Origin of the sequence: Paenibacillus sp. PSB04 (assembly GCF_025809195.1) — a bacterium.
GTDB classification, from domain to species: Bacteria; Bacillota; Bacilli; order Paenibacillales; family Paenibacillaceae; genus Paenibacillus_AQ; species Paenibacillus_AQ favisporus.
The window spans coordinates 1,795,903-1,808,790 of record NZ_CP081301.1; the positions used below are offsets into that span (position 1 = coordinate 1,795,903).

The 12,888-nt window shown below is 54.7% G+C and carries 10 protein-coding genes; 9 read left to right on the forward strand and 1 reads right to left on the reverse strand.

The features are described 5' to 3' along the window. Window positions 1-1,563: 1,563 nt before the first annotated feature. Window positions 1,564-3,828, reverse strand: a complete 2,265-nt coding sequence (locus tag K2F33_RS08510) for a helix-turn-helix transcriptional regulator (RefSeq protein ID WP_263881431.1) — start codon at window positions 3,826-3,828, stop codon at window positions 1,564-1,566. 403 nt (window positions 3,829-4,231) lie between these two features. Here K2F33_RS08510 and K2F33_RS08515 point away from each other — a divergent pair, with 403 nt between their 5' ends. The 9 genes from K2F33_RS08515 to K2F33_RS08555 all read left to right on the forward strand — a co-directional run bounded on the left by K2F33_RS08515 (window position 4,232) and on the right by K2F33_RS08555 (window position 12,887). Next, the gene (locus K2F33_RS08515) at window positions 4,232-5,146 is read left to right on the forward strand and encodes an ABC transporter permease (protein ID WP_089550423.1); all 915 of its coding nucleotides are present in this window, start codon (window positions 4,232-4,234) and stop codon (window positions 5,144-5,146) included. Next, window positions 5,140-6,030, forward strand: a complete 891-nt coding sequence (locus K2F33_RS08520) for a carbohydrate ABC transporter permease (protein ID WP_076172615.1) — start codon at window positions 5,140-5,142, stop codon at window positions 6,028-6,030. The genes K2F33_RS08515 and K2F33_RS08520 overlap by 7 nt, the downstream gene beginning before the upstream one ends. A 37-nt stretch (window positions 6,031-6,067) precedes the next feature. Beyond that, window positions 6,068-7,618, forward strand: a complete 1,551-nt coding sequence (locus K2F33_RS08525; protein ID WP_076172618.1) for an extracellular solute-binding protein — start codon at window positions 6,068-6,070, stop codon at window positions 7,616-7,618. Window positions 7,619-7,858: 240 nt separating this feature from the next. Continuing rightward, entirely contained in the window at window positions 7,859-8,203 is a 345-nt protein-coding gene (locus K2F33_RS08530) for a GIY-YIG nuclease family protein (protein ID WP_076172621.1), read from the forward strand. Window positions 8,204-8,205: 2 nt separating this feature from the next. Next, a complete protein-coding gene (locus tag K2F33_RS08535) occupies window positions 8,206-8,685 on the forward strand; it encodes a DUF6530 family protein (protein WP_076172624.1) in 480 nt (159 codons plus the stop codon). Between the two features lie 154 nt (window positions 8,686-8,839). Then, complete coding sequence (locus K2F33_RS08540; RefSeq protein WP_244867494.1) at window positions 8,840-10,168, forward strand: MATE family efflux transporter; 1,329 nt, start codon at window positions 8,840-8,842, stop codon at window positions 10,166-10,168. 51 nt (window positions 10,169-10,219) lie between these two features. Next, window positions 10,220-10,603, forward strand: a complete 384-nt coding sequence (locus tag K2F33_RS08545) for a hypothetical protein (RefSeq protein WP_263881432.1) — start codon at window positions 10,220-10,222, stop codon at window positions 10,601-10,603. 186 nt (window positions 10,604-10,789) lie between these two features. Beyond that, window positions 10,790-11,185: a VOC family protein gene (locus K2F33_RS08550; protein WP_263882316.1), complete on the forward strand. Its 396-nt coding sequence runs from the start codon at window positions 10,790-10,792 to the stop codon at window positions 11,183-11,185. A gap of 325 nt (window positions 11,186-11,510) precedes the next feature. Next, entirely contained in the window at window positions 11,511-12,887 is a 1,377-nt protein-coding gene (locus tag K2F33_RS08555) for an NAD(P)/FAD-dependent oxidoreductase (protein ID WP_263881433.1), read from the forward strand. Window position 12,888: the final 1 nt, after the last annotated feature.

Here is a 12,888-nt window from a genome sequence, read left to right on the forward strand (position 1 = left end):
TAGCCTCTACACGATAACGCCAGCAGGATGCACACTGCTGCTCTCACTACACGATGCTGCCCGCAGGATGCACGCTGCTCTCTCATGATGCTACCCGCCACGATGCGCGCAGCTCTCTCTACACGATGACGCACGCACAATACGCACTGCTCTCTCTACCTGATGACACCCGCGCGATACGCGATGCACTGCTCCACACGATATGCCCACACCACACATCGCGGCCATCTCCACCCGATGACGTTCGCACCATGAGTCATGGCCATCTCTTCCCGACGATGTACTCACCTCGCACCATACCCCTAGTCCACGCACCACGCACGCATCGCAGGCCAATACTCAGTCCCAAGCATAACGCGGGCTGAACCAAAACATGAACCCCCACCCGGATACGCAGTCCGGGTGGGGGTTTTTACTTACCACATTGATGGCGGCAGGCCCTGCTGAGGTTCGGCGGCCGTTCATGCCATTAATCTTTAGCACCGTAACTCCAACCTCGACCCAGCGGAGTGGGCGGAATCGATCTGGAGAAGCGAAGCGGTCGCTTTTGTCTTATCCAGCCCCAAGCTTAACGCGGGCTGAACCAAAACATAACCCCCACCCGGATACGCAGACCGGGTGGTGGGTTTTTACTTACCCACATGTGATGGCGGCAGGCCCTGCTGAGATTCGGCGGCCGTTCATGCCATTAATCTTTATGCATCGTAACTCCAACCTCGACCCAGCGGAGTGGGCGGAATCGATCTGGAGAAGCGAAGCGGTCGCCTTTGTCTTATCCAGCCCCAAGCTTGGCGCGCGCTAAACCAAACCATTAACCCCCACCAGGATACGCAGACCGGGTGGGGGTTTTTACTTACCCACATGTGATGGCGGCAGGCCCTGCTGAGGTTCGGCGGCCTATCATGCCATTAATCTTTATGCACCGTAACTCCAACCTCGACCCAGCGGAGTGGGCGGAATCGATCTGGAGAAGCGAAGCGGTGGCTTTTGTCTTATACATCCCCAAGCATAGCGCAGGCTGAACCAAAACATGAACCCCCACCCGGATACGCAGTTCGGGTGGGGGTTTTTACTTTACCCACATGTGATGGCGGCAGGCCCTGCTGAGGTTCAACTGCCTTTCATGCCATTAATCTTTATGCACCGTAACTCCAACCTCGACCCAGCGGAGTGGGCGGAATCGATCTGGAGAAGCGAAGCGGTGGCTTTTGTCTTATCCAGCCCCAAGCATAGCGCGGGCTGAACCAAAACATGAACCCCCACCCGGATACGCAGACCGGGTGGGGGTTTTTTACTTACCCACATGTGATGGCGGCAGGCCCTGCTGAGGTTCGACGGCCGTTCATGCCATTAATCTTTAGCACCGTAACTCCAACCTCGACCCAGCGGAGTGGGCGGAATCGATCTGGAGAAGCGAAGCGGTCGCCTTTGTCTTTGGATTTCACCCTTGGTATGTTTCCGGTCAAGAAATCCAAAGACAACAGCGATCGGAAGAACGATCCGTACACGGAGCGTCCACACGAGCACCCGAAGTACCGGACGCCTGCCCGCCATCACTCCCCTCTACGATGCATATTTGCGCCGATACTCCCCAGGCGTAATGCCCGCATGGCGCTTGAACATGCGGATGAACGAGTTCACGTTGCGGTAGCCGACCCGGGCCGCCACGTCCTGGATGCGCAGATCCAGGTTCTGCAGCAGCTCCTTGGCAGTACGGATGCGGAGGTCGTTCAGATAATCGCTGAAATTGACACCCGTCTTCTCCTTGAAGTACGTCGACAGATAGCCGGACGTAATGTTCAGCTTGTCGGCCATCATGTCGAGGTTGATGTCCTCGTCCAGATGCGTGCACATATACTCCGTCACGAACGATGTGATCGGATCATGCTCCTCCGTCTTGCGCCGGATTCCCTGCAGCACAGGGTGCAGCAGGTCCGCGAACCAGCGCTCGTACTGCGCCCGGCAGTAGAAGCGCCGGGTCTCCTCGAGCGCCGGGCGGCCGCCGGCATCGGCCGATGCGGCCGCGGGAAGCTGGCGCAGCGCTTTATCCAGCTCGCCCGCCACATCTTTGGCGAACTGCCGGTAGTCGCTGGCCACCGCCTGCTTCTTCTCGAGCTGGTCCAGGCTGCGCCGGACCCACTCCTGCATGCCTTCCTCGCTGCCGCTCATCAGGCGGGTCTGGAACTCCTGCTCCCACATCGCTTTGAGATAGCGCTCGCCTCGCGCTCCGCCGTCAGGGGCGTCCGGCCGAATCCACTGCGTTTCATCCACCAGGCGGCGCAGCTTCAGCCGCTCCTGGACCTGCTCATACGCAGCCGTGAAGTCCGCCCCCGCCGGCTGAACGGCTCCATGGGCCAACGTGACGAGATAGCTGTCACGGTCCACGGAGAACACCTGCAGCAGCCGCTGCATGTATGGGGTGAGATCCGCTTCCGGATCGGGCAGGAACAGCAGCGTCAGGATCTGATGGGGCTCAGTCTGGATCGTGACGGCATCGGGAAAAGCCTGACGCCATACATTGTCGACGTACACGCGGAGGTAATAAGAGCCTTTACCCGTTTTCTGCTGATAATGCTCGAAGGCATCCTTAAACAGCACCTGGTAGACCACCACCACGTAAGGCAGGCTCGTATCGGTCAGCTCCTGGATCTCCTTCAGGTTCATATGGATGTTCTTCAGCTTGTTGGTGTAGGCGTAATGCCGGAGCATGGAGTTTTTGCGTGCCAGATCGCGCGAAATGCTTTGGTGGGAGATGCGCATGTGGTGCATCTTTCGCGTGATCAGCTCGATTTCGCGAACGGGTTCGTTATCCGTGCCGCTGCCTGCGTCGGTCTCGTAGCCCTTCAGTTCGTCGACGATGAGCCGAATCGGCTGGTGCATGCGCCGGCTGAACAGGAAGGTGAGCACGATCAGGACGCCGACGATGGCGAGCAGCGACAGCAGGATCAGGTTCAGATTGAGGAGCTGGCCGGAAATGCTCTGGACCGGAACCCGGCTGACATAGGTAAAGCCCGTGCCGGCCCCCTTTTTATAAAAATAATAGTAATCCTTCGTTTGCATATAGGAACGGCCCGGGTCAAACGAAGTGACGAGACCCGAATTGATGTCGGCCGACGTCTGGTAGAGCGGTTGCCCGTCAGCATTCAAAATATAAAACTGGTCGCTGATCGAAACGTGCAGGTCCTGCGTCAGCTTTTGGGCATCGATCATGACGATGAAGTACATGTCGCGGTAAGGCATCATTTTAATGATCATGGGCATCAGTATGCCTTTGGACAGCGTATGGCCCGCTGTGTTCTCGGTAAAGGCGGCAGCCGGAAACACGCGGTAGGCATACGATTCGTCAAACTGTCGGTCCCAAAACTCCGGCGGGTAGGAAGGGCTAATGTAATACGTGCTAAACATCGCATTTGCGCTGCTTGTCCCGTCCTTCTCGATGACGTAGGCGTCGCTTCGGAAGTCAATGATGAGGTTGTCAATATAAAGGAAGGGATTCGTGTACAGCTGCTTCATCTCGGCAATGACGTCGTTGACGTAGCCGTAAGCCTTGTTGACTCTGGCATGCCGGAGCAAATTGATGTGGGTCGCCCAGAGGCTGTTCTGGTTCAGACCGAGCACCATTTCCCGGGTCAGCCGAAAATGATCCTCATAGCCCTCCACCGCGTGATTAATGCTCAGCTCGTTGTACTTGACGATCTCCTGGTGGATCTGGCGTTTCAAATAGAAGAAGGAAACCAGGTTGAAGGCGGCAAGAAGCAAGATGACGGCCAGAAATCCAAGCAGCAATTTCGTGAAAAGCGTCGTATACCCCAGTTTTTTCGTCAGCATGAGTGACATCTCTTGAACACCTCCGGCAGTGTGCGCTCTGTTACCTATATAGATTGAACTAAAGTTTTGCATTGAACTTCCTGTTATAACGGCCCAATAGATGCCTAGAACATTCCTTTCTTTAGTTCAATCTATGTATATCATAAGATTTATTTTCGCATTCAAACAATATTCACCTTTTCGGGTATCTCTACAATCTTCCGGCTGACCCCGGAAAAAGGGGATATCCTCACAAACGTGCAGATTTATTTATGGAGAAGCGTTCAAGTATGATTCGGGTACAGGGTTTCACGGCCCATGACCAAAGAGGGAGGTGCGCATGTGGGTGAAACAAGCACAATCGGAAGTGTCGGGAATCGTTGAAGCAGGCCTGCCGGGCCTGAACGTAAAGCGCCGCAGCGGCATGACCATGCAGAGCAGGCTGAAGCGGGCCTGGAGACGAAGCAAATACTTATGGCTGCTGTTTCTCCCGTGCCTGCTGTATTACGCGATTTTTAAGTATGCACCGATGTTCGGCCTCGTGATTACATTCAAAAACTACAACGTGTTCAAGGGCATTTGGGCGAGCGAGTGGGTGGGCTTCAAGTATTACCGGATGTTTTTCGAGAACCCGGATTTCTGGGTGCTGATGAAAAACACGGTGCTGCTCGGCGTTTACAAGCTGGTCTTCGGCTTCCCGGCGCCCATCATTCTGGCCCTGCTGCTGAACGAAGTCCGGAATGCCGTGTTCAAAAAATGGGTGCAGACCGTCAGCTATCTTCCGCATTTCATTTCCAACGTCATCGTGGCCAGCATGGTGATCATGTTCCTGTCCCCGAATGGGGGGATCATCAATGAGCTGATTACCGCGCTCGGCGGCAAGCCGGTCAACTTCATGATGGAGCCGGGATGGTTCCGGCCGGTCTATGTCCTGTCGGAAATCTGGCAGCACATCGGATGGGAGACGATCATTTTCCTGGCGGCGCTGACCGCGGTCGATCCGCAGCTGTATGAAGCGGCCAGCATCGACGGGGCGAATCGGTGGCGGAAGCTGTGGCATGTGACGCTGCCCGGCATTGCCCCGACCATCATGATCATCCTGATCCTCGATATCGGGAAGGTGCTTGAGATCGGCTTCGAGAAAGTATTTCTGATGTATAACCCGGCCATTTACGATACGGCGGACATCATCAGCACCTATGTGTACCGGGTCGGGATGGAGCAGGGGAACTTCAGCTATGCCTCTTCCATCGATCTGTTCATGGGGGTCATCAGCTTCATCTTTATTTTTTCGGCCAACTTTATCAGCCGCAGACTGGGGGGAACCAGCCTATGGTAAGTGCAGGGGAGGTGCGCGGCCGCCGCAGGATCAGCCTGTTTACCATCGTCAATACGCTGATTCTGCTCGGTGTCGCCGCCGTGACGCTGTATCCGTTCGTTTACATGCTTGCGGTTTCGCTCAGCGGGGACGTGTACGTCATGAAAGGAGAGGTCACGCTGTGGCCGAAAGGCTTTAATCTCCGGATGTACGATCTGGTGCTGGGAGACCCAAAAATTTGGTCGGCCTACCGGAACACGATCATCTACACCGTGCTGGGCACGGCGATTGCGATGATCATTACGTCCATGGGCGCTTATGCGCTGTCCCGCAGCGACATGACGTTTCACAAGGGCTTTACGCTATTGATCGTGTTTACGATGTTCTTCAGCGGGGGCATGATCCCGACGTTTCTGGTGGTCCGCTCGCTCGGGCTGGTCGATACGATCTGGGGCATGGTGCTCCCGGGAGCGGTCAGCACGTGGAATCTCATTCTGATGCGGACGTTCTTCAGCGGCATTCCGAAGGAGCTGGAGGAATCGGGGCGGATCGACGGGCTGAACGACATCGGCATCTTCTTCCGCATCATCGTGCCGTTATCCAAGCCGGTGTTTGCTACGATCTCATTGTTCTATGCGGTAGGCATCTGGAATAACTTCATGAATCCGCTGCTGTATTTACGCAATCCCGACCTGTTCCCGCTTCAGGTCATCCTCCGCAATCTGGTGCTTGCCGGAAGCGTCAGCTCCGGGCAGGTGACGCAGATCGGTGGGGACAACATGGTGGTCGAGGATTCGCTGAAGTTTGCGACGATCATGGTATCCACCATTCCGATCCTGATCATATATCCGTTCGTCCAGAAATATTTTGTGAAAGGATCGATGATCGGCGCGGTGAAGGGATAACTGTGATGTTCCAATTTTGATCAAAGGGGCGAAACGAATGAAGAAAAGAAAGATCGCTTCAGCGCTGCTGGCCGCACTGCTGATCGTCATTGCCGCAGCCGGATGCACCAGCGGGAAGAAGGAAGAGACGAGTACGACACCAAATGCCGGAACCGGGGGACAGAAGGAGACGGTCACCTTAACGGCTCTCCTCGACAACAATGCGACCTTCCCGTACAGCAAGGATTGGCCGATCTGGAAGTGGATTCAGGAGAAAACCGGGGTCACGCTGAACGTGCAGACGCCTTCGGGCAAGCTGAGCGACACGCTGAACCTCGTCATGGCCTCGGCCAATCTCCCGGACCTCATGTATATGTCGAGCCGAAGGGACTCCAACAAATACGGGGACCAGGGCGCGCTGGAAAACATTTTGGACCATGTCGACCAAATGCCGAACCTGAAAAAGTGGATGGAGCAGTATCCGGAGGAAGCCAAGGCCGCGCTGTCTGCGGACGGCAAAATGTATATGTTCCCGAACCAGGGCTTTGGGGAGACGAACCGGATGATCTGGCTGTACCGCGAGGATGTGTTCAAGAAAAACGGACTGCAGCCGCCTAAGACTTATGAGGAGCTGCACCAGGTACTGAAAAAGCTGAAGCAGCTGTACCCGGACAGCTATCCGCTGTCGATGCGCTTCGGGCAAATTCCGGATGAGATGTACGCCAACCTGACGACCAACTTCGATACGGGCACGGACGTGTATTACGATTTTGACGACAACAAGTGGAAGTTCGGACCGACCGAGGACAACTACAAGAAAATGGTGGAGATGTGGCATACCTTCTACGAGGAAGGGCTGATTCCGCCGGATTTCCTGTCGATCCAGACGAAGCAGTGGCAGGACGTCATGTCCACGGGCCAATCCTTTGTGACAATCGATTACATCAGCCGCGTCGACTTCTTCAACAACGCGATGCGCAAGGATAATCCGGAGTACAGCCTGCAGTTCATGGCACCGCCGGCAGGACTGCCGGGCATGAAACAACTGAACCCGTATTTCCACTATCTTGAAGGCGGTCTGACCGTTGCCTCGAGCTCCAAGCATAAAGACGAAATTATGAAGTACATGGACTTTTTCTACAGTGAAGATGGGCGAAACTTAAGCAGCTGGGGCAAGGAAGGCGAGACTTATACGGTGGAAAACGGGGAAAAGAAATTTAAGCCGGAGTATACCGACGTGACGGAAATGAGGAAGCAGACCGGTCTGCAGACGAGCGGCACGTACACGTGGATCGACTTTAACGCGCACTTGTCGCTGTTCTCGGACGATTTGAAGAAGGCCTATGAGGAAGCCGCCAAATACGATCCGCCGGCGATGCAGCCGAAACCGGCCTTTACCGACGCGGAGAACGAGGTGCTGTCGGTGACCGGGCAGGCTGTGAAGAAATACCGCGAAGAGAATTTCTCCAAGTTCGTCCTGGGCACGCGGAAATTAAGCGAGTGGGATAAATATGTGGAGGAAATCAACGGCCTCGGCGTCCAAAAGCTGATCGACACCTATACGGCGGCGCAGCAGCGGGTGGAGCAGGCGAAGCTGGAAAATAAATAGGAAGGCGCGAGGCTGCGCCGATTCCCTGAGGCACCTGGCTAACGGCCGGGTGCTTTTTTTCTGCATTTGAATGCACGGCAATTTACCCATCATAAAAGGGCGGATGCCGATATTCCATCCCAAAGGTTTTCCAAATTCCTTGACAGGATACAATATCTGTAATATAAATGATCTAGTTATTTAGTAAATTACTGATTTAGTAAATTACTAAATGTTAATCGGGAAAGTGAGATGAATCGGATGGATAAAAGCCGCAGGGCAGAGCTGATCGCCCAATACAAAGAAATGAAACCCCAAATGGGCGTATATATGCTCAAGTGTGTCCCTTCCGGACGCATCTATCTGGGTTTTACGCAGGATATGAAAAGTATGCTGAACCGGCATCAGTTTATGTTGAAATCTGGCCTGCACAAATGCAAGGAGCTGCAGCGGGAATGGAACGAATACGGGGAGAGCCAGTTTGAAGTGAAGGTTGTGGACACGCTCGCCTACGACAAGGATGAGTCCAAAACCGACTATACGGAGGACTTGGAGCTCCTGCGCGACATCTGGAAAGATAAATTAGAAAATGTGGAGATGATCTAACCATGAGGATCCCAACAACGTTAAAACATAAACCGGTCATCGTTTCCGAGAATTACGAAAACATCGACGGCAGAAAGGCGTACAGCACGGATGCCAAGGGATTGTCCCTGGGCCTTGCCCAGTGGAACGAGCGCGGGAAGGTGGACATTTCCGCCAAGGTATGGCGTTATACCGGCGAGAAATGGTCGCGCCAATCCGAAGAGCTTCCGATGCACCGGGTGCTGGATCTGGCGATTCTGATCCTGCGCAGCAGCGCTTACTTCAGCGAGGCGTACCGCTATCCCAAGCTGTATGACCCGGAAGAGGCGACCATTGACCGGGTAGGGGTGCAGGGGGACGCCATGGAAGTGGCGGTATGCACGGACAATCCGATGATTGACGAGGATATCAAGCTGTTTGCCCAAGCGCTGAACGAAGACGGCGAGCTGCTGGGCGAGCGGTTCCGCATTTTGTCCCGCCTGCTCAAGGACATGGGATATTGATGAGCATGCGGAAATCTTTCAAATGGATGATCATTAAAGGAGATGGTTTTACATGAGTTCTACCGAGCAAGGTTTAAAAGGCGCCTCCGGTGCCGTGCCATCCGAGAGGCCGGGGCCGGGTGCTCCCGAGAAGAAGGATACGGTACTGCGGGCCATGATCGCCTTCCTTATCCCCCTTATTCTGAGCAACGCCCTGCAGTCCGTCGGCCAGCTGGTCGGCAGCATCGTCGTGGGGCGCTGGATCGGGGTTGAGGCACTGGCAGCGATATCCGCGTTTTTCCCGTTATTTTTTCTGGTCATATCCTTTGTGATCGGGATCGGCTCCGGCAGTGCCATTCTGATCGGCCAGGCTTACGGTGCCCGCAACGAGGAGAAGCTTAAGGCGGTCGTCGGCACGACGCTGACCTTCACGGTCATCCTCGGCATCGTCCTGGCGGTGCTGGGGGGCATCTTTACCGAGGACATTTTGCTTCTAATCGGAACCCCGTCCAACATCATCGACATTTCCGTACATTATGCCCGCATCATGTTCTGGAGCCTGCCGTTTTTGTTCCTGTATGCAGTCTATACGACATTTATGCGCGGAACGGGCGATTCGAAAACGCCGTTTTATTTTCTGATCGTCAGTACGGCGCTGAACCTGATTCTGCTGCCCGTGCTGATCTTCGGCTGGATCGGGCTGCCCAAGCTCGGCCTGTACGGCGCGGCTTACGCGAATCTCGTCTCCACGATCGTGACCTTTATCGCGATGCTCTGGTATCTTCGCTGGAAGAAGCACCCGCTGCAGTTCGACGCTTCGGTGCGCAGGCACCTGGGGATGGACCGGGAAATGCTGAAGCTGCTGCTTCGTCTCGGCATTCCGTCCAGTATCAGCATGATTCTGGTGTCGCTGTCCGAGATTGCGGTCATTATTTTCGTCAACCGGTTCGGGTCCGACGCAACTGCGGCCTACGGCGCGGGGAACCAGGTGGCGAGCTACGTCCAGATGCCGGCGATCAGCCTGGGCATGACCGTATCGGTGCTGGGAGCGCAGTCGATCGGGGCCGGTCAGCTGGACCGGCTGAAACAGGTCATCCGCGTGGGCATTATGCTCAACTATATCATTGGGGCCATCATCATTATCCCGGTGTACCTGTTTTCGGAGCATATTTTGTCCTGGTTCATTACGAGCGGCGATACGCTGGACATCGCCCACCGGCTGCTCATGATCACGCTGTGGAGCTACCTTATCTTCGGCCATACGCAAATTTACGGGGCGACGATGCGGTCCAGCGGCACGGTGCTGTGGCCGACGGTCTTCAACATCGTGTCGATCTGGTGCGTAGAGGTCCCTGTGGCCTATGTGCTCTCGTACCACACAAGCCTTGACATCGAAGGCATTTGGATCGGGTATCCGGCGGCGTTCATTGCCAGCTTCATTCTGGTGTACAGCTACTACCGCTTCTCATGGAAAAAGAAGCAGATTACGCGGCTCGTTCACTAGCAGGGAGTACTTCAGAACTACGGAACCTGGAATAACCAAGGGGGGACCGACATGAAGGGGAAAAGGCTAGCGTTATCGCTGATCATCGCTTTTGTGGCTGCGTACATCGGATTTGGGGCTTGGATCGCCCATGATACGAAACGGATATTGGTGGCAGCCATGAGCGGGGATCCGGGCTATACCGAATACATGGATGAGGCTGTCTATCATGACATCCATCCGGTCCAGCGAGGCATGACGGACAAGGATTATGCGTATGACCCCGCCGTTCACGACATCGGCTTCGTCTTTCCGCTGCATTTCTTCGGCGTATCTCTGGCTTATGTGACCCAGCAGTATACCGGTGAGCATTTCGGGTTCAGGGAGCCGGTCGGGCTGACACTCCAACTCAAATCCGGCAAATGGTATGCGACCGGTGCATCCATTCAACCTTAAAAATAAATCAGATGGTTAACTATAATTGAAGGGCTGCTCGAACGGGGCGAAGATGACCGTGGAAGCAGCTCTTTTTTTGTATTAAAAAATTTTTTGAATATTTTTTTGCTTCCGTGTCGATTTCGCCGACATGCATTCGTCGAATTAATGTAAAGACAAAAAACAGGTGAAAGGTTGTTGAACAATATGGGAGCACAAATGAACGCTTATCTGATGTCGGTGGATGCAAGAAGCCAGGCGAATTACTATATCGAGGCCCTAGGCGGGGAAATCCAGTTTGTCAGTACATACGGAGACGCGCCCGAAGCGCCTGAGGCGATGAAGGATAAAGTGATGCACTTGGCGGTAACGGTGGCGGGAACGAATCCGTTGATGCTGTCCGACGCGTTTGAACCGGTTTCGTATAATCGCAGCGTCAGTCTTTCTTTAACATATACCGATGAGGAGGAAGCCAGAGCGGCCTATGCCAAGCTGAGTGAGGGCGGAGAAAGCAAATATCCTTTTGCCCTTCAGCCATGGGGCGCTTATTATGGTGAGGTCATTGACCGGTTCGGTGTAACGTGGATGATCACGAAAATGTAATGGCGGGAACGAAACCCGGCAAATATAACGATGGGAAGCAGCAGATAAAGCAGTTCAAGGAAGGCAGCCGCCATGAGGATTGGCTGTCTTTTTTTGCTGCAGTGAACAGCCGGGAACCGTTGATCAACCGGCCCTTCGTTAAGGGAACGAATGGGTTCCAAAAGCCAAAAAGAAAGTTTTTTTAAATTAGTGGGTTGTAAAAACTAACTAAGTATTGTATTATGACTTACATAGAAACGAGCACAACTGGTGAGCGCTCAGCAAAGCAGATCATGACGCGAAAAAAACAAGTAAGAGCTTCATTCGAGAAGGGATGGATCATCCGATGATCAAGGAAACGTTCGATGCGTTAATTATCGGCTTTGGCAAAGGCGGAAAAACGTTGGCCCCCTTTCTGGCCGAGCAGGGATTGAAAGTCGCCGTCGTGGAAAAGTCACCTCTGATGTATGGCGGAACCTGCATCAATATCGGCTGCATTCCCACAAAGGCGCTGGCCTATCAGTCGCATATCGTTTCGCAGGAGGAAGGGAACGGTCCGGAGTCCCGGCAGGCGAAGTATGCGCGCGCCCTTCAGGAGAAAGATGAGCTGGTTACCCTGCTGCGCGGCAAGAACTTCAATAACCTGAACAGCCATCCGGGGATCACGGTATTGACCGGGACGGCTTCGTTCCAATCCCCGCACGAGGTTCGGGTGGAAACGGAAGCTGGGAGCATCCTCGCCGAGGCCGAGCGGATTTTCATCAACACGGGGGCAAAGCCGGTCCTTCCCGACATTCCCGGGATTGACGGAGCTCATGTCTATACGAGCACGGAAATGCTGGACTTGGCGAAGCTGCCTTCCCGGTTGGCTATCATCGGCGGCGGCTATATCGGTCTGGAATTCGCCTCCATCTATGCAGGCTTCGGCTCAGAGGTGACCGTTCTTGAGAATGGCGGCGTATTTATGCCGAGAGAGGACCGGGAGATTGCCGAAGAGGTCAAAAAGGTGCTGGAGGCCAAGGGCATCCGCTTCCGGCTGCAGACCAAGGTGTCCCGGATTGCGGAACAAGGGGAATCCGTTCAGCTGCTGCTGTCCACACCTGACGGTGAGGACACACTCCAAGCGGATGCCGTACTGGTCGCCACCGGAAGACAGGCCAATACGGACGGGCTGAATCTTGAAGCCGCAGGCGTTGAAGTGACGGAGCGAGGTTTCGTCCAGGTCGACGAGACGCTTCAGACCACTGTGCCGCATATCTGGGCGATCGGCGACGTGAACGGCGGTCCGCAGTTTACGTACATTTCGCTGGACGACTACCGGATTCTCAAGAATCAATTGTTCGGCGACCGGACGCGTACGACCGGCGACCGGCGATTCGTTCCTTACTCCGTGTTTATCGATCCTCCGCTGGCCCAAGTCGGGTATACGGAACAGGAGGCGCTGAAGCGGGGGCACACCGTGAAAACGGCAAAATTACCTGTTACCGCATCGACGAGGGCACGCCAGCTGAAACAGACCGAAGGTCTGCTGAAGGCGGTCGTCGACGCCGAAACGGACCGTCTGCTCGGGTTCACCATGTTCGGTGCGGAGTCCAGCGAGGTTGTGAACATCGTGTCCGTGTTCATGCAGTCCGGGCAGCCGTACTCCGTACTCCGCGATACCATTTTTACGCATCCGTCGATGGCGGAGACGATCAACGACTTGCTCGGCGCGATCCAGTGAG

Coding starts and splice junctions, on each gene's coding strand:
- K2F33_RS08555 (WP_263881433.1), top strand. CDS start 11,511: ATGATCAAGGAAACGTTCGATGCGTTAATTATCGGCTTTGGCAAAGGC.
- K2F33_RS08510 (WP_263881431.1), bottom strand. CDS start 3,828: ATGCTGACGAAAAAACTGGGGTATACGACGCTTTTCACGAAATTGCTG.
- K2F33_RS08530 (WP_076172621.1), top strand. CDS start 7,859: ATGGATAAAAGCCGCAGGGCAGAGCTGATCGCCCAATACAAAGAAATG.
- K2F33_RS08540 (WP_244867494.1), top strand. CDS start 8,840: ATGATCGCCTTCCTTATCCCCCTTATTCTGAGCAACGCCCTGCAGTCC.
- K2F33_RS08525 (WP_076172618.1), top strand. CDS start 6,068: ATGAAGAAAAGAAAGATCGCTTCAGCGCTGCTGGCCGCACTGCTGATC.
- K2F33_RS08535 (WP_076172624.1), top strand. CDS start 8,206: ATGAGGATCCCAACAACGTTAAAACATAAACCGGTCATCGTTTCCGAG.
- K2F33_RS08520 (WP_076172615.1), top strand. CDS start 5,140: ATGGTAAGTGCAGGGGAGGTGCGCGGCCGCCGCAGGATCAGCCTGTTT.
- K2F33_RS08550 (WP_263882316.1), top strand. CDS start 10,790: ATGGGAGCACAAATGAACGCTTATCTGATGTCGGTGGATGCAAGAAGC.
- K2F33_RS08545 (WP_263881432.1), top strand. CDS start 10,220: ATGAAGGGGAAAAGGCTAGCGTTATCGCTGATCATCGCTTTTGTGGCT.
- K2F33_RS08515 (WP_089550423.1), top strand. CDS start 4,232: ATGACCATGCAGAGCAGGCTGAAGCGGGCCTGGAGACGAAGCAAATAC.